28 protein-coding genes are annotated in these 23,609 nt (G+C 60.9%); 12 read left to right on the top strand and 16 right to left on the bottom strand.

The window, feature by feature from the left end; all coding sequences use genetic code 11:
- The first annotated feature begins 543 nt into the window (after nucleotides 1–543).
- Together NKJ37_RS06315 and NKJ37_RS06310 are read left to right on the top strand one after the other, a co-directional pair.
- Complete coding sequence (locus tag NKJ37_RS06315) at nucleotides 544–762, top strand: hypothetical protein (protein ID WP_352440221.1); 219 nt, start codon at nucleotides 544–546, stop codon at nucleotides 760–762.
- Between the two features lie 38 nt (nucleotides 763–800).
- Nucleotides 801–1,100, top strand: a complete 300-nt coding sequence (locus NKJ37_RS06310) for a hypothetical protein (protein ID WP_245273186.1) — start codon at nucleotides 801–803, stop codon at nucleotides 1,098–1,100.
- Between the two features lie 492 nt (nucleotides 1,101–1,592).
- On the opposite strand, the gene NKJ37_RS06305 is transcribed toward NKJ37_RS06310, so the two are convergent.
- The 4 genes from NKJ37_RS06305 to NKJ37_RS06290 form a co-directional block, all read right to left on the bottom strand.
- Nucleotides 1,593–2,420, bottom strand: a complete 828-nt coding sequence (locus tag NKJ37_RS06305) for a class I SAM-dependent methyltransferase (RefSeq protein WP_352773249.1) — start codon at nucleotides 2,418–2,420, stop codon at nucleotides 1,593–1,595.
- Nucleotides 2,421–2,692: 272 nt separating this feature from the next.
- Nucleotides 2,693–2,992: a hypothetical protein gene (locus NKJ37_RS06300; protein ID WP_127297149.1), complete on the bottom strand. Its 300-nt coding sequence runs from the start codon at nucleotides 2,990–2,992 to the stop codon at nucleotides 2,693–2,695.
- 453 nt (nucleotides 2,993–3,445) lie between these two features.
- On the bottom strand, nucleotides 3,446–3,748 hold the full coding sequence (locus tag NKJ37_RS06295; RefSeq protein WP_352555227.1) for a DUF1330 domain-containing protein: 303 nt from the start codon (nucleotides 3,746–3,748) through the stop codon (nucleotides 3,446–3,448).
- Nucleotides 3,749–3,862: 114 nt separating this feature from the next.
- Nucleotides 3,863–4,105, bottom strand: coding sequence for a hypothetical protein (locus tag NKJ37_RS06290; RefSeq protein ID WP_352555229.1), 243 nt, complete (start codon nucleotides 4,103–4,105; stop codon nucleotides 3,863–3,865).
- 165 nt (nucleotides 4,106–4,270) lie between these two features.
- Between NKJ37_RS06290 and NKJ37_RS06285 the strand changes: the two genes are divergently transcribed.
- Nucleotides 4,271–4,462 carry a hypothetical protein gene (locus NKJ37_RS06285; RefSeq protein ID WP_352555231.1) on the top strand — a complete coding sequence of 64 codons (192 nt, stop codon included), beginning with the start codon at nucleotides 4,271–4,273 and terminating at the stop codon, nucleotides 4,460–4,462.
- Nucleotides 4,463–4,498: 36 nt separating this feature from the next.
- Here the strand turns inward: NKJ37_RS06285 and NKJ37_RS06280 are convergent, their stop codons facing one another.
- From NKJ37_RS06280 to NKJ37_RS06250, 7 genes are all read right to left on the bottom strand, one after another.
- Nucleotides 4,499–4,906, bottom strand: a complete 408-nt coding sequence (locus NKJ37_RS06280; protein WP_023810463.1) for a TadE/TadG family type IV pilus assembly protein — start codon at nucleotides 4,904–4,906, stop codon at nucleotides 4,499–4,501.
- Entirely contained in the window at nucleotides 4,896–5,321 is a 426-nt protein-coding gene (locus tag NKJ37_RS06275; protein ID WP_352773246.1) for a TadE/TadG family type IV pilus assembly protein, read from the bottom strand. The genes NKJ37_RS06280 and NKJ37_RS06275 overlap by 11 nt, the downstream gene beginning before the upstream one ends.
- A gap of 19 nt (nucleotides 5,322–5,340) precedes the next feature.
- Entirely contained in the window at nucleotides 5,341–6,522 is a 1,182-nt protein-coding gene (locus NKJ37_RS06270; protein WP_081734815.1) for a pilus assembly protein TadG-related protein, read from the bottom strand.
- A 327-nt stretch (nucleotides 6,523–6,849) separates the two neighbouring features.
- Nucleotides 6,850–7,125 carry a DUF6074 family protein gene (locus tag NKJ37_RS06265; RefSeq protein WP_502895166.1) on the bottom strand — a complete coding sequence of 92 codons (276 nt, stop codon included), beginning with the start codon at nucleotides 7,123–7,125 and terminating at the stop codon, nucleotides 6,850–6,852.
- Between the two features lie 203 nt (nucleotides 7,126–7,328).
- Nucleotides 7,329–7,625 (bottom strand): DUF982 domain-containing protein, encoded by a 297-nt coding sequence (locus NKJ37_RS06260; RefSeq protein WP_023810459.1) that lies wholly within the window; start codon nucleotides 7,623–7,625, stop codon nucleotides 7,329–7,331.
- 159 nt (nucleotides 7,626–7,784) lie between these two features.
- Nucleotides 7,785–8,024: a hypothetical protein gene (locus NKJ37_RS06255; RefSeq protein WP_023810458.1), complete on the bottom strand. Its 240-nt coding sequence runs from the start codon at nucleotides 8,022–8,024 to the stop codon at nucleotides 7,785–7,787.
- A gap of 113 nt (nucleotides 8,025–8,137) precedes the next feature.
- On the bottom strand, nucleotides 8,138–8,560 hold the full coding sequence (locus tag NKJ37_RS06250; protein WP_352440218.1) for a hypothetical protein: 423 nt from the start codon (nucleotides 8,558–8,560) through the stop codon (nucleotides 8,138–8,140).
- A 200-nt stretch (nucleotides 8,561–8,760) separates the two neighbouring features.
- Between NKJ37_RS06250 and map the strand changes: the two genes are divergently transcribed.
- A complete protein-coding gene (gene map / locus NKJ37_RS06245; protein WP_013532002.1) occupies nucleotides 8,761–9,588 on the top strand; it encodes a type I methionyl aminopeptidase in 828 nt (275 codons plus the stop codon).
- Between the two features lie 27 nt (nucleotides 9,589–9,615).
- On the opposite strand, the gene NKJ37_RS06240 is transcribed toward map, so the two are convergent.
- Genes NKJ37_RS06240 through NKJ37_RS06230 form a run of 3 tightly spaced genes read right to left on the bottom strand, consistent with a single transcriptional unit; the run spans nucleotide 9,616 to nucleotide 12,597 of the window.
- Nucleotides 9,616–10,941, bottom strand: coding sequence for a sensor histidine kinase (locus tag NKJ37_RS06240; protein ID WP_352773241.1), 1,326 nt, complete (start codon nucleotides 10,939–10,941; stop codon nucleotides 9,616–9,618).
- Nucleotides 10,938–11,699 (bottom strand): response regulator, encoded by a 762-nt coding sequence (locus NKJ37_RS06235; RefSeq protein ID WP_352773238.1) that lies wholly within the window; start codon nucleotides 11,697–11,699, stop codon nucleotides 10,938–10,940. The genes NKJ37_RS06240 and NKJ37_RS06235 overlap by 4 nt, the downstream gene beginning before the upstream one ends.
- A gap of 40 nt (nucleotides 11,700–11,739) precedes the next feature.
- A complete protein-coding gene (locus NKJ37_RS06230) occupies nucleotides 11,740–12,597 on the bottom strand; it encodes a MipA/OmpV family protein (RefSeq protein ID WP_128303349.1) in 858 nt (285 codons plus the stop codon).
- A gap of 251 nt (nucleotides 12,598–12,848) precedes the next feature.
- Here NKJ37_RS06230 and radC point away from each other — a divergent pair, with 251 nt between their 5' ends.
- The 8 genes from radC (at nucleotide 12,849) to NKJ37_RS06190 (ending at nucleotide 20,977) form a co-directional block, all read left to right on the top strand.
- Nucleotides 12,849–13,610, top strand: a complete 762-nt coding sequence (radC, locus tag NKJ37_RS06225) for a RadC family protein (protein ID WP_127293273.1) — start codon at nucleotides 12,849–12,851, stop codon at nucleotides 13,608–13,610.
- 254 nt (nucleotides 13,611–13,864) lie between these two features.
- Nucleotides 13,865–15,046: a carbohydrate kinase family protein gene (locus NKJ37_RS06220; protein WP_352759168.1), complete on the top strand. Its 1,182-nt coding sequence runs from the start codon at nucleotides 13,865–13,867 to the stop codon at nucleotides 15,044–15,046.
- Nucleotides 15,047–15,118: 72 nt separating this feature from the next.
- Nucleotides 15,119–15,892 carry a glutamine amidotransferase gene (locus tag NKJ37_RS06215; RefSeq protein WP_023810450.1) on the top strand — a complete coding sequence of 258 codons (774 nt, stop codon included), beginning with the start codon at nucleotides 15,119–15,121 and terminating at the stop codon, nucleotides 15,890–15,892.
- Between the two features lie 27 nt (nucleotides 15,893–15,919).
- On the top strand, nucleotides 15,920–16,690 hold the full coding sequence (locus NKJ37_RS06210; protein ID WP_352773233.1) for an ATP-binding cassette domain-containing protein: 771 nt from the start codon (nucleotides 15,920–15,922) through the stop codon (nucleotides 16,688–16,690).
- A gap of 33 nt (nucleotides 16,691–16,723) precedes the next feature.
- Entirely contained in the window at nucleotides 16,724–17,710 is a 987-nt protein-coding gene (locus NKJ37_RS06205; RefSeq protein WP_027036878.1) for an autoinducer 2 ABC transporter substrate-binding protein, read from the top strand.
- A 47-nt stretch (nucleotides 17,711–17,757) separates the two neighbouring features.
- Nucleotides 17,758–18,705: an ABC transporter permease gene (locus NKJ37_RS06200; protein ID WP_352773230.1), complete on the top strand. Its 948-nt coding sequence runs from the start codon at nucleotides 17,758–17,760 to the stop codon at nucleotides 18,703–18,705.
- Nucleotides 18,660–19,661, top strand: a complete 1,002-nt coding sequence (locus tag NKJ37_RS06195; protein ID WP_352773227.1) for an ABC transporter permease — start codon at nucleotides 18,660–18,662, stop codon at nucleotides 19,659–19,661. Before NKJ37_RS06200 ends, NKJ37_RS06195 begins: the two co-directional genes overlap by 46 nt.
- Nucleotides 19,658–20,977 carry a M20 family metallopeptidase gene (locus tag NKJ37_RS06190; RefSeq protein WP_352773224.1) on the top strand — a complete coding sequence of 440 codons (1,320 nt, stop codon included), beginning with the start codon at nucleotides 19,658–19,660 and terminating at the stop codon, nucleotides 20,975–20,977. The genes NKJ37_RS06195 and NKJ37_RS06190 overlap by 4 nt, the downstream gene beginning before the upstream one ends.
- Before the next feature lie 254 nt (nucleotides 20,978–21,231).
- Here the strand turns inward: NKJ37_RS06190 and NKJ37_RS06185 are convergent, their stop codons facing one another.
- On the bottom strand, nucleotides 21,232–21,756 hold the full coding sequence (locus tag NKJ37_RS06185; RefSeq protein ID WP_127327511.1) for a hypothetical protein: 525 nt from the start codon (nucleotides 21,754–21,756) through the stop codon (nucleotides 21,232–21,234).
- A 160-nt stretch (nucleotides 21,757–21,916) separates the two neighbouring features.
- Nucleotides 21,917–23,383 carry a trigger factor gene (gene tig, locus NKJ37_RS06180; protein ID WP_352773221.1) on the bottom strand — a complete coding sequence of 489 codons (1,467 nt, stop codon included), beginning with the start codon at nucleotides 23,381–23,383 and terminating at the stop codon, nucleotides 21,917–21,919.
- Between the last annotated feature and the right edge of the window lie 226 nt (nucleotides 23,384–23,609).

Here is a 23,609-nt window from a genome sequence, read left to right as displayed (position 1 = left end):
GCCTCTCTCTCGGCCGCGTTAGCAATCTTTGCCTCACGGTCTGCGCGCTCCAACCGGTCTTTGTCGACGCTCCGCTGGGACAGTTTGGCCTCCTGCAGAAGAACCTTCAATTTACAGTTTGCTAAAATGTTCCCATCAATTTTGTCGCCCTGAGGGAGCAGTGACGGCCTTCCGATGTTCTGCTCCGCCAGGGGAACCGAGCGCGATCCAAACCTCCTTTTCGGAGCTTGTTCCAGTGGGTCCGCCCCCACTGGCGGGCAGAGGCGGACCCGGCCGGGGCTTGGAGCCTCGGCCCGGCAGCGGGGGACGCTGCCGCCATTTCCAACCCGCCTCGACATATCAGGTTCCGCTAATACATAAAAAAGCCCCCACCGTTCGGCAGCGGGCCAAACCTTGGATGGAAATCAGATCACCAGCAGGGTTCGAACATTGGCCAATTCACCGGTCCTGTCCCGTGCCACTGAATGACGAAGCATCCTTATGGGCCGGAACTTTGATGCAATAGCGAAGTTCGAGAGGAGATATTTTCGCAGCAGGCACGCAATGAACGGGATCGTAAACGACATCCTGGCCGAGGTGGCAGAGATACTTCCGTCGCTATCACCGGACGAAAAAGATTTGCTGCCGAAACTGCCAGTCGACGCGCCCAATTTTCCCAACGACCTGGAACCGGTGATTCGAGCGGAGAGGCCACCCCCGGAGCAGAAAGCAGAAACCGCAGACCGTCACTGCGACGGGAAGCCGCCTCAAGGCGAAGCCTGATGTCGGACGACGGGCGGAACCGAGTTCGGGAAGGCGCGTTGCTCACCAGCGCCACGTCACGAAAGGCCGGAGCAATGGCGGACAATCTATCTCGCAGGCAAGAACAGCGTGGCACGCGAAGACTCATGGCGTGGGGCGTGGCGGTTATCGCCGTCCTTTTTCTAGGCCTGATAGCATTCTTTGTACTCACGCCTTTATCGAACGGCTCTTGGCAGACGGCACCGTTCAAGCGTGCTCCTGAGCAAAACCAGGGCGGTAATGCGCCAGCGGACACGTCACCCAGCCCAGGCGTGAAAAAAGACCCTCAGGAAAATACTGAAATGCCCGAGCAGCAGTAGTGGGGTTGGGAACAAATCCGCACCGGTCTGGAAAACTTTTTTCGGGCTGCCGGGCGATTTTAACAAAGAACCCGCCCGCCGACCTTTCCCGCGCGGACCTTCTGGTAATGCTCCTACGGGCGGCCCTGATGCTACGAAACGTAACCCAGCGCTTGACCCGAGGGTCCAAGAGCCCCTGTCGGGCGTGGCGGAAGAAATGGGGCTCACGAGGGCGGACCATCCGAACGATAGTGGGCGATTGGCTGTCGCTAATGCGTATCTGCCGGTTCCGCATGCATTGGACGAGGACAGCACTGTGGAAGGAAACGCATGATCAACGCACCATGAGCGCGAGTGACCCTGAGATTGACTGTCAGGAGGCGATGGGCCGGCTTTCAGGTCATCGTGGGCTGAATGCTGGAGGGCCGATATCCCGCACGAGCGCCGCCCGTGACATCAAGCGGCGGCTCGGCGAGGAAAGCGACGTAGAAGGCATAGGCATGATCATGGTGCTTACATTCGTCGCGACCAGGCACCCACCTCATATCGGCCGACCACCACGCTTGCGCTTGCATAAACCTCTGCGCGAATTCGATCTTGAAGCGTCTCGGGACCGAGTTCTGAAGCTGTGATAACGCCCATCTGCTCCATGACCGGAGCCATGATCGCTGCGAGATCGGAGATCAGATCAATGCCGCTCAGACTGTCTGATCCACCTCCGGCTAGAGCACTTACCGCCATGCTAGGGGCCGGCAGCCCGGCTTTGAGGAAGGTCGAATGGAGTTGCAGGCCCATGTTTGGGTTGGTCCCTACCCGACGAAATGTCTCAACGATACATCGAAAGCAGTTGTCGTAGGTCGGGACGGAGGGAAATGAGGCAGCGCCGGTCCAATCGACTTCGTGGAATACTATCACGCCGCCGGGAGCAAGGTGCCGCGCAACGCCCCTCAACATTTCGACGGGATCGGGCGAGAACATTAATACGTATCGGCCCACGATAGCGTCGAACGATACATCGAAAGTGAAGGTGGCAGGATCACATTGGTGGAAGATTACATTCTCCAAACCACGTTGCGCGGCTCTCGCCCGAGCAGCGTCAAGAGCCTCCGCCGACCTGTCAGAGCCGAGGACAAGACCTGTGGGTCCGACAACATCAGCCGCGAGAAAGGCGACATCCCCGGCGCCGCTCCCCACGTCAAGGACATGCATTCCCGCTCGGAGACCAGCTCGCCGCAGGTAATCCCGTGTCATCGGGTCAACCAATGTCGCCTGCGTCGCCAGCCTTTTCAGTTCTCTCTCCGAATGCCCCAGTTCGTATTCGTGCTGACGTTCGCTTGTCATACTGGTGTCCCCCCGGATGAAAAAGCACAACAAGTTAGAGCTCGAATGCAGGCCCTTGGCGCACTCTGAAGCCGAGCGGCTCATCTGCACTTTAGAGATGTCTAACATAAATGGCGGCTGAAAGGGTGTCTAGGCGCACCCTCATTGGACCTCCCAGAAGTCCTTCAGCGAGGCGAACCCGCCTTGGCGGCCTAGCACGACAGGCTTTTCGAAAGCGGCTACATCCTGAGAATCGACCGCTATGCATCAACCTGGGACAGTCCAAAGGCAGGTCAGCAGCCTTCCGTGGTCTTTTTCATCTGACCAGGAGCAGCCGAGTTAGCATCGGTGTCCTGTTGACCTGGGGCGGCCTGCTTGGCGCTGCCAGTTTGTTGACCCGGAGCGCAGTCCTTGGCGGAGTTCGAGTTCGTTCCACTCGTGGTGGTCGAATCCGTCCCCTGATCGGTCGTAGTGCTCGGCATGGTCTTGGTTGTCGAGGTCGACGATCCGCCTGTGGTCGTGTCGGTCGATTGCGCAAATGCGAGGCCAGTTGACAGTGCCATAATGGCTGAAGCGAAAAGAACCTGTTTCATGATCAACTCCATTTCGGAATGTCCCTTTGGTACCGAACTTCGCTGCGGCACGACGGTTCCAAGAAAAATGGGCAATCCAGAGGTCCGCACCTGGGATTGCCCTATGGCCCGCCACTGGGAAGCTCTCTGCCGTTATCTTCAACGAAGACCTGTCTTCCGCGATCACACCATAGGCCAACGCGGTCGCACGGGTCATAATCCTGCTACAAAGTGGTCGATTCCTCAGGGATGTAGCCGCTCCAAGAGCCCGCCGCAGGTCGCCCCCGTGGCGGGCTTTTCAATTGCACGGTCGAGTCGGGTTCTCGGCACTGCGATGATGAGAAAGCCCCGCAGTGGTGGTAAGCCCGTATTTATTGCCTGGTTTCCCGGCTTTAAACAGCTGACTTCGCGGGTGTGCGGATTCGGGCAAAAAGCCGGATTCTGCCTGATGAAGGCGAAGGCGAGCCACCACGGTCAAAGAGTGGGTGTTGCAACCCCCTCAAGCGCAATTATCCTGGTGTTGGCGCAACGCTTACGGATTTCGATAAGGCGCGCGTATTCCGGCGAATTGTACCAGCCCATCAATGACGTCATGTCGGGAAATTCGATAATAACCAAACGGTGTGGCTCCCAATCACCTTCCAAAACCTTGGTCGCACCGCCACGACCTAGATATTTCCCACCATAACGCTCCTCGGTGGCCGGCACATCCCGCCGGTATTCCTCGAACACGGCAGCGTCCTTTATGTCTACATCCGCGATCAGATAGGCGGCCATTTGCGCATCCTTCTTCTCAACGGCGCCCGACCCTTGCGTTCCACTCCCAGGGGGCGGCGCCCATCGGTCAAGACGACTCTCTTCAGCGCTTCAACCGGCATTCGCCATGCGAAGTCAAAAGCCTGTTACAATCCACGGGTTGGAGTCGTACCCGAGGCGCGGCTCTGCCTTTGCGCCGCTATCTTCCGGTTTGGCGGTTCCGGTGAAACCGCAGTCCAGATTTGGAACGGGCTTCTTGGCTGACGGATTGGTGGAACACAAGGCGGCGGCGTCACTGACCGCCACCTTCTTTTCCTTGGCAACAGCGACACCAGCCGTAGCGAAAACGACAGCCACGCAAAATACAGCCACTCTCATTGGAACCCCCATATTGCACCCGACAGATGGTCGGACATGACCTAGCGTCACCTTAATATTAGCACTACGAAATATATTATCTAGCCCCGTGCCATCAAAAGCAGGCTGAGTGCCAAGCTTGCATCGTGACCGCCAAAACCGGTGCCGATCTGGACACCAGCCGGCATGAGTCGCATTCTGCTCGTGGAGAAGGATGTGGATCGACAAAAAACAGGGGCTGATCAGGCCAAGCGCTGGCGGGACCGGGCCCTGCGCAGTCGCCGGAGGCGTCTGTCACACAACATTGTGTCGTGGGCGCTGATCCTCATGGCGATAACCATTCTCGGTGGTCTGATCGCGCTCAAGGCGTACAAGTAAGCAGAGCCCCAGCGCGCGAGGCTATCAGGCCACAGCCTAGCCGCTGCCAAGCAGCGGCACGGTAACGGTTGTCGCGTAGTTGATGGGGAAGGAACTGAAGTAGGGAAAGTCGATGACGAAGGCATAGGCCGCGGTCAGATGCGCCATGCGGAAGCCGCCGCTCACCGGGTCGATGGCGATGGTGACGTTCACGTCCTTAAACCCCAAGGCCTGCAATTTCTGCGTGGCGATCGATTGAATGTCGGCCTGGGTCAGCGTGTTCTTAAGCTGCAGCGAGCGCGCTGACGTCTCCAGCGTATAGCGAACACTGGAGACCGAGTGCATCGACCAGCCAAAAGCGAAGATCCCGAACAGCAGCATGACGAGGAAGGGGGCGATTAGCGCGAACTCCAGCCCGGCCCCGCCCGATCGATCCTGCCGGAACGCGCTTACCCTAGCGGACACGGATCATCTCCTGGTGACCGATTACAGTGGAAGTGGCAAATGGGCCGAAGGCAATTGGCGGCACCCAGGTGCCCGATGCATGTATCTGGACATAGACCGCCGGCACCTTCGGCCCACTGCACATGGTGGACACGTCGACCACCGTCGCCCCGCACATACGGATGCGGCTTAGCGTGACCTGACCGTCCTCCGGCCGATTTTCCCAGCTCGCAATGGCAAGAGCTTGGGTCGCCGCATCATCGGTCGATCCGCTCATGACCAGGTTCGCGGCGGTCTTCACACCGGCGCGCATCGACAGTGAACTCGTTACGTAGGACCAGCCGTCCAGAATACCAAGCAGCACCAGGCACAGAATGGGCAGCACCATCGCGAACTCGACCGCCGCAACGCCCGAATCATCGCCAAGGTTCGGCATCGATCGGCGCCCCACGGGGCTACTCGGAAAGTGCCACGGACCGCGCGGCTGGAATGTTGGGCACTCCGAGGCTTGAGCAATCCTGATTGATGGTTGAATTACCGGACCATTGAATCGTATTGGCGACGACCCTGGTGCAGCCGCCCTTGCCCGAGAAGTTGCCAAGATAGTTCACTTGCTGCTTGGGGAAATAGATCGCCCCGGTCAAAAGCGAGTCCGCCGTGCCGTTGAATGTGCTGGATGCACTCATGCCGGTCCTGTCGCCGTAGAACAGAACGCCTGAGTAGGTGCCCGAAGTCGCCGCGCTGAGGTTCACGGACGCATTGCCATTCATGCTGACAGTCGAGCTGCCCGACATGAAGATGGTCACCCCGCTGCCAGTGATGGCCGCATTGGCGTTTATCTTGAAACTGCCCTGGACGACATAGACGCCGGGCGAAAGCGTGACATTGCCCTTTAGGTTCATGCCGCTGCAATAGGTGCCTGGACCGAGCGTCGCCTTGTTGTCGTTCTGGCAGGTGGTCCCGGCCACCGGGGCCGGCAGGTCGACAAAGGGATCGCCGGCAGGCAGTGCCTGGGTGATCGGGGCCGCGCAGACGGTCCTGACGGGATTGCTGAGAGAGACACCGCCCGCCGATATCAGGCAATCGGCCTGCAGACCGGCCGAGCCCTGAAGCTTGATGGCGTCCGAGGCGATCGAATTGGACATGACCGAGCAGCCGCTCAGCTTAACGCTGGTACTGCCGGAAAACAGCACTGCCTGCGAAGCGGATGGATCGAGCGCGAGCATGCAGGCACTCGAGGCATCGGTAATGACGGCCACCGCCCTCGCCTGTTCGGGAACCTTTTCCTGTGTAAAGATCAGGGTGAACATCCGGTCGAGCTTCTGGCCTACGATCACCTCGACCGCTTTTTTTGCCGTATTCGGTCCGGACGCTGGGGGCGTATTGACGACGATCGTGCCCGAGCCCAGTCCGTTCGACGCCGCGGACTGGGTCGCGGCCGCGACGATCGTCGGCTTGTCGGAACCCGAGATCTGTTCGAGCGCACCGGCATAAGCGGCTGCATCGGCCGTCGCCTGCAATCTCAGGCTGTTGTAGTACCAATAGGAGGTCTCGACGCCGAAGCCCGCAGCGCCGACAACGACCGGCAAGGTCAAGGCAAAAATCGTAGCGACATTCGCGCCCGTGCTGCGGCGCATGGCGTCCATTACAAGCCGAACACGGGTGAAGCTACTCAAGGCCATGGTTTAAATTAGAAAGCACGCATAGATGAACGAATGGCTAAAAAGTTCGTTGCATTTTTGAGCAGTGGTCCATTGGCTTCAAAAAAGAAGTGTTTCGCTGGCTGACCAACGCGCAAGCGCATCGATGTCTCAGAGTGGGCCGCCCCTCAAGGCCGGCGGGAAATTGCCGGATTCGCAGCCGAGACCGCGCGAACAACGACCGGGTCTCCGAAAAACACACCGGAGTAAGCGTATTTACAAATTACTGATGCATGTGTGGAGGATGGAGGTTCAGGATTTGCTTCAAGCGGAAAGAATTGGCATCGACTCCGCGACCGTATCAGCCAACATCTCTCGCTGCACGGCCAGGAAAAACCTGCGCACTTCATCGCTGGCTGCCGTTCTGTCCCTGCCGGATCCGACCACAAGATCGAGCAACTCCGACGCTTTGGCCCTCCAGAAGGAGGTGGCGGTCTCGCCATGCAGATTGCCGAGCTTGGCAGCAACCTCTCGAACCAAGAATACCTGACGGTCGATCGGGAATGCACGAACTTTTTCTGGAGACATCTTCCGAACCATGAGACTGATGCAACGAATCAACCACTGCCAACAAGCAATGGCATAGCCGGGAAGATGGAAACGGAAGCTTAACGGCGCCGACGATGGTGCATCCTGGTGCAGTCATCGCGGACGAGACCCGCGCAGGCGCGTGCGAGATCCTCATGGGCGTTCAACCGCGTTCGTTGGCGTGCCAATCGAGCCAGGCGAAACGGGCGACGGCCTTACGCCTGGAACGCCCTCGCCTCACCGCCGCGCTTGCGCGGCGTCATCATATCCCTGGCCATCAGTCCGCTCGCCCGGCAAAACGCCATGAAGGCCCGGCACGCATCCTCGGTCTTGACCACCTCCACCGTGGCGCCAAAGCAGGCGTTGAACGCTTTCTGATAGATCGGGCCCTGACGGCGCGCAGGCCAGTCCTGGAGAAAATCGAGCGCCTGTTCGACGCCATAGATCTCCTCGACTGGCAGACCGGATCCAGGCGCTATGCGCACCGGCACCTCGAATTGCAGTCTATCCATTTCCTGTCTCCCGAACGGCGTCGCCGAGGCAACGCCGTTCGTCGTCAAAAGTTGCTTTGACCGGCTTTTGGCTCAGAAATGTGTCGTCACTTGGGTCGCGGGCCGCCACATCGCGCCAAAGAAATCGCGCATCCGAGATCTGTCCTGGGTGCCATATGCTCACTGGTTCGCCGAATCCGTCTCCGCGTCGAAGGCCATGCGAATGGCGGTGATCAGTACAAATACCGTCGGCACGGCGAAGATGCCGCCGAGAACAAGGGCCGCCATCGCCGACAGGCCGAGCGTCTCGGCAACCGCCCAATAGACGGTTCCGATGCAGATGAGCGCCTGGACGGAGAGGAACATGGCAGCCGAGGCCGCGCGCGACAGGGTTTTGAAAGTCTTGATGCGTTGTTGCATTGAAATGATCCGGAAAAAGACGCGCCGCGCGACCGCTGCGCGGCCGACAGCCGCCGCACGATCACGACGCAAACAGGAATAACGATGAGGTGAAGGGTACGGTTCTGCACCGCTCAGGCCGTGATGGTCGGCGGTGCGCGCGGCTGGTTGGTGCGCGCCCCGGGAACCGAGGCGGCCCCATATCCCGAAACCATCGCTCTTTGCGATGTTCCTTCGGCCCAAAGAAAAACAGCGTCGGGGACCGGAAGCGCGGGATGGCCGCCGGCGAACTTGACCAGGAGCGGACGGCCGGCACGAACTTCCAGCGCTTGCGCCTTGCCGGTGACACGCAGCAGCGCCGCCACCTCGCCCGACCGCTCGACACCGACACTGGCACCGCTTGGCGCAGACCCCGCAAAGGCTGACGCCGCCGGCAGGCCGAAGCACAGCATCGCCAGCAGCACCATGCGCATCAGGCATGAGCACGCTGCCGTCAGCGGCGCTTCAGGCCATCCGGTTTGCCTGGCCGCCCCGAAGGGACGCGATCTCGAAAACATCACCCGCCCTAACGCACCACGGCCGGAAAGGGAAGCAAACCGGGCAAAAACCGGCAAGACATCGCCGATGCGAGGCAAATATCCGGAAGCGCGCGGCTGCATCAAACAGTTCTTCCTTGAACCTTTTGCCCTCAAGTGCCAAATCTGGGGAAATTTTCACGCTGGCTCTCCTGCAGAGCCCTACCCGCTACACGGACAAAATGGTCACCTATCTCGACGCCGCCACGGCCCCGCTCAGAAATACCGGCCAGATCCGCCTCTATGGCGAGGACGGCTTTGCCGGCATGCGCAAGGCATGCGATCTCACCGCACGCTGCCTCGACGAGCTGGTGCCGATGGTCCAGCCCGGCGTCACCACCGAAGCAATAGACCGCTTCGTCTTCGAATTCGGCATGGACCACGGCGCGCTGCCGGCGACGCTCAACTATCGCGGCTACACGAAATCGTCCTGCACCTCGATCAACCATGTCGTCTGCCATGGCATTCCCGACAACAAGCCGCTCAAGGATGGCGACATCGTCAACATCGACGTCACCTACATCCTCGACGGCTGGCACGGCGATTCTTCGCGCATGTATCCGGTCGGCACGATCAAGCGCGCCGCCGAGCGCCTGCTCGAAGTCACGCATGAATGCCTGATGCGCGGCATTGCGGCGGTCAGGCCGGGAGCCCGCACCGGCGCCATCGGCGCCGCCATCCAGACCTTTGCCGAAGGCGAGCGCTGCTCGGTGGTGCGCGACTTCTGCGGCCACGGCGTCGGCCAGCTGTTCCATGACGCGCCGAACATCCTGCATTACGGCAGCGCCAATGAGGGCGTCGAGATGCGGCCAGGCATGATCTTCACCATCGAGCCGATGATCAATCTGGGCAGGCCGCATGTGAAGGTTCTGTCGGACGGCTGGACCGCGGTGACGCGCGACCGCTCGCTGTCGGCGCAGTACGAGCACACGATCGGCGTGACCGACACAGGGTGCGAGATTTTCACGCTGTCGCCCAAAAAGCTCGATCGCCCCGGCCTGCCGGCCTAGCGGCGCATCTACCCGGCAGGAGGCCGTCTATGCCGACTGCAAATCCGCGGCATTCGGCAGGTCGATGGTGACGACCAGTCCGCTGGGCTGGTTGTCCTCCAATTCGATCCTGCCGCCGTGACCCTGGACGATGTCGGCAACGATCGAGAGGCCCAGACCGAAGCCATGCTTCGATGCAATGCCGCGCGACGCATCTTCCTTGAAGAATGGTTCGAAAACACGAGCACGTACCGTCATCGGAATACCCGGCCCGTCGTCCCCTACCGTGATGCGCGCCGCCGTGCCGGTCGCCGTCAATGCGACCGTGACGTGGCCAGCGAATTTGACCCCGTTGTCGCAGAGATTGGCGATCGCACGCGCCAATGCATTGGGCTTGCACCAGCCCAGGAGCCGGTCCGGCCCGGAATATGAGACAGGAAATCCGACATCGGAGAATTCGGCGCAGACGGTTTGCAGAACGCTGGCAATGTCGGCGCGCTGCAGCTTCTCCGTCGAAACATCGTTGCGCAGATAGGTCAGGGTCTCGTCGATCAAGATTTCGATGTGCTGGACATCGGACAGGATTGCGGTTCGGATTGGGCCATCATCCATACGCTCGGCGCGAAGCCGCAGCCGCGTCAACGGCGTGCGCAGATCATGACTGACGCTGCGCAACATGCGCGTGCGATTTTCGATCATGGTGCGGATGCGCGTCCTCATCCTGTTCAGGGCGCGCGCCAAGCCCACCATTTCAATGGAGCCGTGTTCGACGAAGAGCTGTTCGCCATTCTCGATCTCGGCCGAACCGACTGCTGCCGAGATGCGCTTCAATGGATCCGTCACGGCCCAAACCGCAAACAGCCAGATCAGCACGGGCAAGGCGACGAAAGCCATGAACCTGTAGAACGAGGCACGGACGAGGCCCGATGTCAGCCAGGAATCGGGCATGCCGAAATGGGCCAGGACGTCCTGCTGGTCCAAATCGATGACAAATGCGTATCGGCCGCCGATCCTTAGCCAGCGTCCATCAACCGTCCCCCTGTCGATACGCAAAAGCCATTCGACACTTCGCCATTGCAGATAGGACTGGGGAATGCCGCGTATCTGGTCCTTGGGCAATATCTCGAAATCAAAGCCGGCCCGCTTTGCTGTCGCCAGAATTGCCCCACGCGCCTCCGCCGGCGTTTCTTGCAACAAGGCAGCAACAACGGCCGCACGCCTTGCGTTATCTTCCGCGGCGGGAAGGTCGACGTTCTCTATGAAAATCTCGACGACCGAACCGACGAACATGATCACGATCACCGCGATGAAAATGATTGCCACAAACTGCCCACGCACGGACTGTGGCAAGAAACGGCGGATGAAACCCCTCATGCTTCCTCCACCGTCGCGGTGAAGATGTAGCCACCCAACCGAACAGTCCTCAAAAGCACCGGATCGCGCGCATCCTTTTCGATCTTCCTGCGGATTCGACTGATATGGACATCGACGCTACGCTCGATCGGCCCCGCGAGCCCGGCATGGGTTACGCCCAGAAGTTCCTCGCGCGAGAGAACCCGGCCTGCATTGCGACAAAACGCAAGCAACAGGTCGAATTCATGCGTCGTGGTCGTAACCCGCGCATTGTTGGGGTCATGCAATTGCCGTCGTATGGGATCGAGGCGCCAGCCGTTGAAACGAAGCACGTTCGACCAGTCCCGCTCGTCTGGAGCATAGGCTGTACGGCGCAGCAGCGCCCGTATCCTGGCCGTCAGTTCGCGTGCGCTGAACGGTTTCGTCACATAGTCGTCCGCGCCGATTTCCAGCCCGAAGATGCGGTCGATTTCCTCACCGAGCGCGGTCAGCATCAGGATCGGAATGTTGGTTCCGGCACGAAGACGGCGACAGATGTTGAGACCGTTTTCGCCCGGCAGCATGACATCGAGCACGATGAGATCGAATTTCTGGTTGCGAAGCGCGGCATTCATCTGGACGCCGCTCTCGGCAATTTCCACGATCATGCCGTTGTCGGTGAGCGTCTCGCCCAGCATGCGTGCGATCTCAAGATCGTCTTCGACAATGAGGATGCGCGAACCTTGCCTTGCCGACCTGGATTCGGCGCTCAAATCGCTTTGGTGCCGTTGCTGTGCCATTCCGGAGTTTGTCTAGCCTGCATTTGGTGCCTGGTAGGCGTCAGAACCGATATCCGACGAGAAGCATCCCTGAAGGCTGGATCTTTTCGACGACAACGGGGCTGTCGGCAGCGTCACCCAAGAGAACGCCGACCCCCGCTTCGCCGCGCACCATCCAGTTCTCGTCGAGCATATATGTGGCGGAAATCGAAAAATCGGCGCGCTTCAAACCGGCGCCGGCATCATAGCGCGCCAGCCCCGAGCGAGCCGATTGTTCGGGCGTGACGCCAAAATAGGCCTGCATGTAATTTTCGTCGGCAAAGACGGCGGACGCGCTGGCGCCGATCATCAACGATTGAGACAGAGGCCGGGTCACCTCGATCCCCACCCTGCCCTCCAGGCCATCGCTGCCGCCGATGGTCTTGTCCAGCTGCGCGAATATTTCGGCTGGACCGAACTTCGCCGCTGCCTTCACGCCGACCGTCGCGCCCATGTCGACATCCCCCAAGCCGCGCAGATGGTCGGAGTCGTCTTCCTTGCGGCCCATCTCATAGCCAAGCCGCGCGCTGAACGCGAACGGTCCTTGTCCATAGACGGCGATGTTGGCACCTGTCGGATCGATCGTCACCGTGTCGAGGAATGTCGCCGTGACGAAAGGCACCGGCATGATCTTGAACTCATCGCTGCCCTCGTATTTGGGGACGATGATGGCCCCGCCGCCGAGCACGACATGCCAGTCGGCCAGCTTCTGTTCGAAACGCCCGAAACGGGAAGGCTCGGGCGGCAGGGTAAAATCATCGGAATTCACGGCAATGGCGTCTGCCGCCAGCGCGCCCTCCGAATGCGTCGAAAGCAGGATTGCCATGGCCGCGAGAGATGCCCGGCCGGCAAATAGTCCAGAGTCGATTTTGGCGAACATGCGCGCTCCAGTATAACGAGGCCACGAGCCTCCGATGGCGCCAACATGTCAGGTGAAAGTGGCCGCATGCGTTAAGTGATGTTAAGTTTTGTTGCGCAATCGTGGTTTCATCTTGCCGTATAGGGAAGCCATAGACTGACAGCGGGAGCTGCCACGATCTGCCGTGGATCGTCTCGCGATCGGGGAACAGAACTGTTTCAATCCCGGCCAGAACGGTTCTAATGTCTGCGCTGGAGCAAGGTGGGCGGTGTATGGGGAACACAAACGACGACGACGAGCGGAGTTTCTTCTCCGAAGCGCCGATGCGGCCTGCGGCGAAAGCCAAGGCGACGCTCGACGAAAAGCCCCATTACCTCGGTCACCGCGACCGACTGCGCGAGCGTTTTGCCCTGGCGGGCCCGGACGCCCTGCCCGATTACGAACTTCTGGAACTTCTGCTTTTTCGCCTGATCCCTCGTGCCGACACCAAACCGGCGGCCAAGGCGCTGCTGGCGCGCTTCGGCACGCTGGCCGAAGTGCTCGGGGCGCCGGTTGGCCTCCTGCAGGAAGTCAAGGGCATTGGCCCTGCGGTGGCGCTCGATCTCAAGATCGTCGCGGCAACCGCGCAGCGCATGGCGCGCGGAGAGGTGCAGAGTCGCGAAGTCCTCTCGTCCTGGACACAGCTTCTTGCCTATTGCCGGTCGGTCATGGCCTTCGAGGCGCGCGAGCAGTTCCGCATCCTGTTCCTCGACAAGAAGAACGCGCTGATCGCCGACGAGGTTCAGCAGACAGGCACCGTCGACCATACGCCCGTCTACCCGCGCGAGGTGGTCAGGCGCGCCCTCGAACTCTCGGCCACCGCCATCATCCTGGTCCACAATCACCCGTCAGGCGACCCCACACCCTCACGAGCCGATATCGAAATGACGAAGGAGATCATCGAGGCGGGCAAGCGGCTGGGCATCGCGGTGCACGACCACATCATCATCGGGCGCAAGGGATACGCCAGCATGAAGGGCCTGTTGCTGATCTAACGGGCCGGGGGCATGCCACGACCGTCCGATCAAGCCCGGGCGATCGAATGAAGTGCAGGAAATTCGCTTGCACAATCTTTCGCCAAAAAATTTGAAATTGTTCAATCTTGGAAAGAGAAGCCCAGTATCCGCTCTATTTCTGAATTAATCTTCCAATCTAGAAGAATTCTCTCTTTGATTTTAGAAGATAATTCCGTTGAGGCATCGCATTTTCGCTGCTACCGTTTTGAAACGCTTCAATTGGAACTCCGCCATTGCAACGCAAGCGCCCGACCATAGCGGATGTCGCACGAACCGCCGGTGTCTCCATCGGCACGGTGTCGAACTTCATCAATGGAACGGCCGGCCTGAAGGAAGGCACGCGCGACCGCATCGAGAAGGCGATTGCCGCGCTGATGTATCGGCCGAGCTCTTTTGCGCGCTCACTGCCGGGCCGCGCACCACGCAGGCCAAAGAATCTCGACCATCTGCCAAGACTTCTGGTCGCCGGTAGGGTGAGTGTCGACTTCCTGTGCCGCGTCGACGTGCTGCCGCATCGCGACGACCGGATCACCGCCAGCCACATCGACAAGGCGTTGGGTGGCCCCGCGGCCAATCTCGCGGTTGCCGCCGCCGGCATCGGAGCTCCCTACGCGCTGGACGTTGAGTTGGCGACAGCGGTCGGCCAGGATCCAGAGAGCGATTGGGCCCTCGGCGCGCTTTCGAAATTGGGTGTCCACGCCTTGCCGATCCGCAACACGCCCAACAACCGCCTCTCCCAGGCGATCGTGATCATCGAGCGCAACGGCAGCCGGACGATCATCAGCGAACCGTTCGAGCTTGGCGAGGTCGACCTGACAGCCAATCTGGATATCCAGCCCGAGCAACGTTCGGCCTGCCTTCATATCGAAGGCTTTCACTACGAGACGATGACCGCGTCCATCGCGCGCTTTCATCAGGCGGGCTGGAAGGTGAGCCTGCATTCGGCCGGTCTTCCCAAAAGCGCCCGCACGCCGGAAACCTTCTCGCAGATGGTCAAACAGATCGATCTGACCTTCATCAACGATGTGATGATACGGGAGATCTTCGACTTTCGCAGCCGCATGGCGACGACGATCGAAGAGGTGCGGCTGATGCTGTCACGCATCAAACAACGGGGAACGGTCGTGCTCACCCTCGGCGAGTTCGGCGCCGTCGTTTTTCCGGCGAATGGCGGTCCGCAGATCGAGGTGCCGGCGCTGCCGGTCAATCGCGTCGACGCGACGGGCGCCGGCGACAGCTTTGCCGGCATCTTCCTTGCCCTTTGGCTGCATGGCGCGTCGCTGGGCGACGCCGCGCGCTATGCGGCAATCGGGGCGAGCCTGACGACAACGGTCGAAGGCGCGCAGGGTTACATCGCAGACTTTGCCACGCTGAAGGCTGCGGCCCTGGCGAACAATGCCGTGATGGCCAGTTGAAACAATGGCTTATCGACGTTTCGACCTGGCGCGGAAAACCGCATCAACCGACGAAATCAGGAGAGTATGATCATGGCGAAAACAAAAGTCCTTCTTGTCGGCGAAAGCTGGGTGAGTTCGGCGACCCACTACAAGGGGTTCGACCAGTTCGGCAGCGTCACCTTTCACCTGGGCGCAACACCCCTGGTGGACGCTTTGAAGGGCAGCGAATTCGATCTCGACTACATGCCCGCCCACGAGGCCGTCGAGAAGCTGCCTTTCACCATGGAAGGGCTGTCGCAATACAGGGCGATCATCCTGTCCGACATTGGCGCGAATTCGCTCCTGCTCCACCCCGATGTCTGGCTGCACGGCAAAACGGTTCCCAACCGGCTCAAGCTCCTGCGCGACTGGACGCTGGCCGGCGGCGGCCTGATCATGATCGGCGGCTATTTCAGCTTCCAGGGCATTGACGGCAAGGCGCGCTGGCATCGCACGGCGGTCGAGGAGGCGCTGCCGGTGACCTGCCTTCCCAATGATGACCGGCTCGAAATTCCGGAGGGCTTTCGTCCTGAGATCACTGGTTCCAGAGACCACCCGCTTTTTGCCGGCATCGAGGGCGAATGGCCGCTGCTGCTCGGTGCCAACGAGGTCATCGCCCGTGATCGCGACGATGTCGAGGTCCTGGCACGGCTGCCGCAGGACCAGGGCGGCCATCCCCTGCTGGTCACCGGGCGCCATGGCGAAGGGCGTACGCTGGTCTGGACGTCGGACATCGGTCCTCACTGGCTGCCGAACAGTTTTGTCGAATGGCCTGGCTACGCGAGGCTTTGGACCAACGTGCTGCGCTGGGTCAGCAACGCCTAGCGGTCCGCAATCGTCGGGGAACCCGTCATGATAGAGCCCTTTCTTGTCGCCAGAAACATCGCCAAGCGCTTCGGCGCTCTGACCGCGCTGGCAAATGTCGATCTGGAGATCCGCTCCGGCGAGGTGCTGGCGCTTCTCGGCGATAATGGCGCCGGCAAATCGACCTTCATCAAGATCCTGGCAGGCGCTCATCCGCCCAGTGGTGGGGAGCTTGTGATCGAGGGCAATCCGGTCGCCTTTCACTCGCCCAAGGATGCCGCGGCATCGGGGATCGCGACGATCTTTCAGGAACTGGCGCTTTCGGAGAACCTGTCGATCGCAGAAAACGTCTTTCTCGGCCGTGAATTGAAACGCTCCATTTTGGGCATTCCGTTCCTGAAGCGCAAAGAAATGCGCCAGCGCGTCGACGGCCTGCTGAAGGAGCTCGATGCTCATATTTCCGATCCAGAAGCGCCTGTTGGCAGTCTGTCGGGCGGGCAACGCCAGGCCGTCGCAATCTGCCGGGCGCTCAATCTGAATGCCAGGCTGGTCATCATGGATGAGCCGACTGCGGCCCTTGCCGTTGCCGAAACGCGCAAGGTCCTGGCGCTGACACGGCGGCTTGCCGCGCGCGGCTGTGCCGTTGTGCTCATCAGCCACAACATTTCCGAGGTCTTCGAGGTCGCCGACCGCATCGTGGTGTTCCGGCGCGGCCGCAAGGTGGCCGAACGGCTGGCTGCCGATACCGATCACGAGGAAGTCGTTTCGCTCATAACAGGCGCTCATCCCGACGTGCGGGCGCTTGAAAAAACAAACTGAAACGCACGTCATTTCCAGAGAGGTTCAAACACAATGCTTTCACAGTTCAAGAAAGTGCTCGCCGCATCCGCACTGTCACTCGCCATTGCAACCGCGGCGCATGCCGCGGACAAACACAAGGTCGCCTTCGTTCCGCAATTGATCGGCATCCCTTACTTCAACGCCATGGAAGCCGGCGGCAATCGCGCCGCCAAGGATCTCGGCGTCGATTTCATCTATTCCGGTCCCGTCGACACCAATCCGGTCGACCAGTTGCAGATCGTCCAGAACCTGATCGATCAGGGCGTCGAGGCGATCTCGGTCAGCGTCCTCGATGCCTCCAGCATCGCACCCGTGGTCGAGAGCGCCAAGGCGAAAGGCATCAAGCTGTTCACCAGTGACAGCGACGCGCCCGACAGCGGCCGCGCCGTCTATGTGGCGCAGGCGACCGACGAAGGCCTCGGCACAACCATTGTCGACGAACTCGTCAAGCGCGTCGGCGAGGACGCAACCATCGGCATCGTCTCCGGCGAGGCAACGGCGTCCAATCTCAACGCCTGGATCGGCTTCATGCAGAAGCAAGCCACCGCCAAATATCCGAAGCTGAAGCTGCTCGCGCCGCAATTCGCCGGCGGCACCGCCGAACGCGCCGCGCAAATATCAGGCGATCTGATGGCGGCCAACCCGGACATCAAGGCCATCATCGCCGTCGCCTCCTCGACATGCCCGGGCGTAGCCCAGGCCATCGAAACCGCAGGCAAGATCGGCTCGGTCATCGGTGCCGGCTATTGCAGCCCGAACACGGCACGGTCCTACCTGAAGAGCGGAGCCTTCGGCTTCACCGTGCTCTGGGATCCCGAGCAACTCGGCTATCTCACGGTCTGGGCCGGCAAACAGCTGATCGACGGCAAGAGCTTCGAAGCGGAAAACAAGGTCGCCGGCCTGGAAAAGCCAGTCACCTATGATGCCGCCAAGGGCATTTTGCTTCTCGGGCCGCCGGCTGTCTTCACCAAGGACAATGTCGACAAGTTCAACTTCTGAGCTCTGAGATGAACGTAGTGCGGCAGTTTGGAAACGGTGTCTTCTCCATGAACGGGCGGGAGTGGTCTCTGCTTGTCGCCTGTTTGCTGGCGATCGTCATCTTTTCTGTCGCATCGCCGCACTACGCGACATCAGGCAATGCAGCCACGGTCTTGCGCAACAGCGTCGAACTGCTGCTGATCGGCCTTGGCATGACCCTGCTGCTCGCCATGGGCGGCATCGATGTCTCGATCGGCATCGTCATGGGTCTGGCGGCGATCGCCATCGGGCGCGTGCTCGGCGCCGGCGGCAATCCGCTGCTGGCGCTCATTGCAGGCCCTTTGGTCGGTGCGCTGCTGGGATGCGTGACCGCCGCCGTCGTTGTCCTCGGCCGCGTTCCGGCAATTGTCGGTACACTCGGCCTGCTCGGTGTCTACCGCACCGCCGTCTTCGTACTTCTCGGAGGGCAATGGCTTTCGGGCCTGCCCTCGAGCCTTACAGATATTCTTGCAACCAGCGTGCTCGGCGTCCCCGTCCCTGCCCTGGTGATTGCCGCTGCCTATCTGGCCGTCTGGCTGGCGCTGCGGCGAACCCCTTATGGGCTGCATCTGCTGGCGATCGGCAATTCGGAGGAAAAAGCGCGGCTTTCTGGCATCCCAGTGATCAAGATCCGCTTCACGACCTTCGTCATCAGCGGTGTGCTGACTGGCATTGCCGCCACGTTCTATGTCGCCACCTACCGCAATGTGGAGATGACGATCGGCAGCACGCTGGCGCTCGACGCCATTGCCGCGGTCATTCTTGGCGGCACCAGCATATTGGGCGGCAGATGCAGCCTGATCGGCACCGTGCTCGGCGTGCTTCTGCTTAGAATCCTGCAAAACGGTCTGCTGCTGATCGGTGTCCCCTCCCTTTGGCAGCCTGTCGTCACCGGCGTTCTCATCATCGGCGTGCTTGGCTTCGAAGCTGTTTGCAACCGATTGCCGCTCGGCAGATTTCAACGAGCCCGCGCATGAAAACGCTCCGCAACCTGCAGGGCCCGGCCCTTACCCTGGCTCTGCTCTGTATGCTTTGGCTGATCGTGATTGTCGGCCTGCTGGCGCTCAAGCCTTCTGTCTTCAATCTCGGTACCGTCACCACCATTCTTCAGTTCTCGACGATCCTTGCCCTGGTCGGCCTTGGACAAGGGTTGGTCATCATGGCCGGTGGCGCCGGCATCGACCTCTCGGTCGGCGGTGCGGTCTCGCTGTCCGCCATCGTCGCGATGCTTTGCCTCAAGCTGGGATTGCCGCCGGTCCTGCTGCCCGCCGTCTGCATCCTGGCCGGCGCGATGCTCGGTGCCTTGAACGGATGGCTGGTGAACGGGCTCGCGCTTCTCCCCTTCATCGCGACGCTCGGCACCTTCTTCGTCTATTCCGGCGCTGCACTTGCCATTACCGGCGGCGCGGCCCAAGCCGGCGTGCCCTCCTGGCTGCTTGCGTGGGGGCGCGGCGTCGTCATGGGCATTCCCCTGCCCTTTCTCACCCTTGCCATCCCCTGCTTTGCGCTAGCCAGTTTGGTGCTGCTCTCGACAGCGTGGGGGCGCTGGATCTACGCCATGGGCTTCAACGAACGCTCGGCCAGGCTGGTCGGTATTCCGGTCGATCGCGTTCGCTTGGTCCTCTACGCCTTGAGTGGCGCGCTCGCCGGCGCCGCGGGACTCGTCTCGATCGCCTGGCTCGGCAGCGGCAGGCCCAATATCGGCCAGAACCTCGAACTTGAATCGCTGACTGCCGCCATGCTCGGCGGCATCGCCATCACCGGAGGGCGCGGCGGCGTCGGTGGCGTGTTCGCGGCCGTCCTGCTGCTGGTCACGCTGAAGACCGGCCTTCTGCAATTGAACATCAACACGGTTTGGCAGGTGGGGATTGTCGGCGCCCTTCTGGTTTTCGTCCTTCTCGCCGACCGACTTTCCCAACGTTGGAGATCATGATGCCGTCCATGGAAGAGATCATTGCCGCGCGCGTCGAGGCAAGCGCTGACCGTATCGTCCAAACGCTGAGCGATCTCGTCGCCTTCCCCTCGATCGTGAAATCCGATCCAAAGGAGGCCGGCCCCGGCGAGCGTGATTGCCAGCTCTATCTGCAAAAGCGGATCGAGGCGCTAGGCTTCTCGACCGATCTATGGGACCCGGATGGGGCAGCACTCTACGAAAAATACAAGGGGCGGGCCGGCGCCAACAAAGGCAGGACGTTCGAAGGCCGCCCCAATCTCGGAGGTATCTTGAAGGGCACGGGCGGCGGTCGCTCCATCATGCTGACCGGCCATATCGATGTCGTCCCGCCCGGCGCCGCCGGGCACTGGACGACCGACCCGTTCCAGCCCGTCCTCAAGGACGGATTTCTACACGGCCGTGGTACGGTCGACATGAAAGGCGGCGTCGCCTGCATGCTGATGGCCGTCGAGATCCTGAGGGGACTCGACATTCCCCTGTCCGGAGACGTCGTCTTCACCACGGTCGTCGACGAGGAAATCGGCGGCATGGGGTCGCTGGCCATGGTCGATCGCGGCTTTCACGCCGACGCCGGCATCATGACCGAACCGACGGCGAACAGGATCGCACCGCTCTGTCACGGCATTCTGTGGGGGAAGATCATCATTGACGGCATAGGCGGGCATGCGGAGCTGACGCCCAATGCCTGGTATTCGAGCGGCCCGGTCGATGCCGTCCAGCTTTGCCGGCAAATCCTCGACGGCATCGACATCCTCAACCGGCGCTGGATGTTCGATCCCAGAAAGAACCATCCGTTGATGGACCTGCCCAACCAAATCATCGTCACCCAGATGAGCGCCGGCGAACATCCCTCCTCCATGGCAGGGCGCGGCGAGATCATCATCGACGCCCAGTATCTGCCAAGCGAGCATGACGAGTTCAAACTGGGCGGCAACGTCAAACGCGAAATCGAAGAGCACATCGCCAATGTCTGTCAGGCAGACCCATATCTGCGAAAGCACCCCGCCCGCGTCGAGTGGATCCTCGACGCCGACTGCGCCGAAATCCCGTCGGACAATCCCTTTGTCGGCGTCTTCCAGGAGGCCGTCAAAGAAGCCAATCTCTCGCCGGTCCTGAGTGGCTTTGGCGCGCACAGCGACATCGGCCTGCCGACCGGACTCGGCAACACGCCGACCGTCAATTTCGGTCCCGGCGACCCCGCGCAGGCGCATCAGCCGAACGAACGCGTTTCGGTGCGCGATCTCGTCGATTGCACCAAGGCAATTGCAATTGCCGTCGAAAAATGGTGCCGCTAGCGGGCAGACGATTGGCAGTGCGACAACGCAGCATAGGGGCCATGGCCCTTCGACAGGAGCCGCGGCTTCTGGTCATCGACCGGCGGCGGCACGCCCTCGAGTTCCCGCCATGCGGCAAGTGATCGATCTTTGCCGCACTGCAGGCATGGTTGCGCCACTGCCTGGTGACGTCGTCGCGTTCTGACACCCGGCGAGCTTGCGCACGTGATTTGAGCTGAACGCCTGTGCAGCAAGCCGTGCCCGTTGCGGTCCGTTCACGGCGGATCGGTGTTGCAGCTGCCGGCTACCTGGTTGACCGCTTCGCCGAACCCGGCGAGGTCGAAATCGGCCTCGCCGCGCCCCGCCAGCAGCCCGAACCGCCACGAAAGCTGGAGCCGGTTCGCGGCAACAAGGCGCCTGATGCCATCGGCGCCATCGCGCACAAGCATCCGGCCGCGCGGCCCGACCGCCCAGCTTTCATCGAACTTGCTCTCCTGATCGACCGTGATCGACATGGTGATCTTGCGGCTGGCCGAAACAGCGTCGTTCAATTGCAGCCATTCAGTCCAATGCGGCTCGCCGTTTGCCCGGCAGGCAATCGTCAGGATCGGGCTGTAGCTCAAGGCACCGCCGCCGGTGATCAGCTTGTTGGTGGCATAGAGCGAGGCCGTGACGAGGCCGTCTTCGCTCGTGCCGAAGCGCCAGTTGTCAGGCACCGTGCCGGCCTGGGCAATGCCGCAGACCGAGACAAGGATCAGCGCGATTGCCGAAGCGTGTCCCAATTCGACGAACAGTCTCAACACGCCCTCCAAAAACCAAGCGGCTTGCAATAGAGGCGCAGATAATGATCAAAGCTTGGTCGCCACAGGCCGTCGCTCGCGAAGCATGGCGGCTGTTGCAGTTTGGCAACGAAAAAGGCCGCCTCGAGGGCGGCCTTCCTGTTTCAGCGGAGCGCTGGTGTTATTCGGCGACCTTCTTCTTCGGCGCGGCCTTCTTCTTGGGCTCTTCCGCGTCGTCGGCCGTCTTGGCGTCGGCCTTCTTGGCGGCGGCTTTCTTCGCCGGCTTCGCCTTGGTAGCGGTGTCGTCCTCCTCGTCGTCGGCCATCAGCTCTTCCTTGCTGACCTTGACGTCGGTGACCGAAATCTGGCCGAGGAGATGATCGACCACCTTTTCCTCGAACATCGGCGCGCGCAGCGTGTTCAACGCTTCCGGATTGTTGCGGTAGAACTCGAAGACTTCCTGCTGCTGATTGCCGGGATAGCGGCGCACCTGCTCGAACAGGCCGCGCTGCAGCTCTTCGTCCGATACGGTCACGCCGGCCTTCTCGCCGATTTCAGCCAGCACCAGGCCGAGGCGCACACGGCGCTCGGCAAGCCGCAGATACTCGGCGCGCGCCTCTTCTTCCGTCGTCTCTTCGTCGGCGAAGGTGCGTCCGGCTGCTTCCAGGTCACGATTGACCTGCGCCCAGATGTTGTTGAACTCGGCGTCGACGAGCTTCGATGGCGCCTCGAACGAATAGGCCGCGTCGAGCTGGTCGAGCAGCTGGCGCTTGACCTTCTGGCGCGTCATAGCGCCGAACTGGTTCTCGATCTGGCCGCGTACGACGTCGCGCAGGCGCTCCAGCGACTCCAGGCCGAGGTTCTTGGCGGTCTCGTCGTTGATTTCCAGCGCGCCGGGCTGGGACACTTCCTTGACGGTGACGTCGAAGGTCGCTTCCTTGCCGGCCAGATGCGCGGCCTGGTAGTTTTCCGGGAAAGTCACGGTGACCTGCTTTTCGTCACCGGCCTTGGCGCCGACCAGCTGATCCTCGAAGCCGGGGATGAACTCCTTCGAGCCCAGAACCAGCGGCTGATCGGTGCCGGCGCCGCCATTGAAGGCCTCGCCGTCGATCTTGCCGACATAGTCGATGGTGACGCGGTCGCCATTGGCGGCCTTGCCGGTCTTCGGCTCATAGCTGCGCGCCGATTCGGCAACGCGCTGAACCTGCTCGTCGATCTCGGCATCAGGCACGTCGAACACCTGGCGTGTCACCTTGATGTCGGAAAAGTCCTTGATCTCGATCGCCGGAATGATCTCGTAGTTGAGGCGGAATTCGAAGTCGGCGCCGCCGGCAAGGATCTTCTCGGCTTCCTTCTCGTCCTCGGTCATGATGACTTCGGGCTGCATGGCAGCCTTTTCACCACGCCCGGTAATGATCGAACGGGTCGAATCGTTGAGGATTTCGTTGACCACTTCGGCCATGAACGACTTGCCGTAAACCTTGCGCAGGTGCTGCACCGGCACCTTGCCGGGACGGAAGCCGTTGATGCGGACCTTGTTGCGGGCATCCGAAAGCCGCGCCATCAGCTTGGCTTCCATGTCACCGGCCGGCACGGTGATCTTGATCTCTCGCTTGAGACCGGAGTTGAGCGTTTCGGTGACCTGCATCGTAAAACCTTTGTTTTCACCAATGAGACTGCCACGGCCTCTGCCGTTCACAGCCTGCCGGTATATTCTTGCCGGGAATGGCTTTTGGTACGGAACCTGGCGATTTGACCGAAAACCCGGCTCAAACTCTCCCAAACTGCGTTCCAAAATGTGAATAAGTTCTTGTTTTTCCTACTTCTTATCACATTCTGCAGAAGCGGATCGTCGCGTCCCGTCACATTTGACA

Source organism: Mesorhizobium sp. M0140 (assembly GCF_040322475.1).
In the GTDB taxonomy this organism is placed as follows: domain Bacteria; phylum Pseudomonadota; class Alphaproteobacteria; order Rhizobiales; family Rhizobiaceae; genus Mesorhizobium.
Note: the sequence above shows the minus strand (reverse complement) of the source record. Positions and strands in the feature narration are given on the sequence as shown.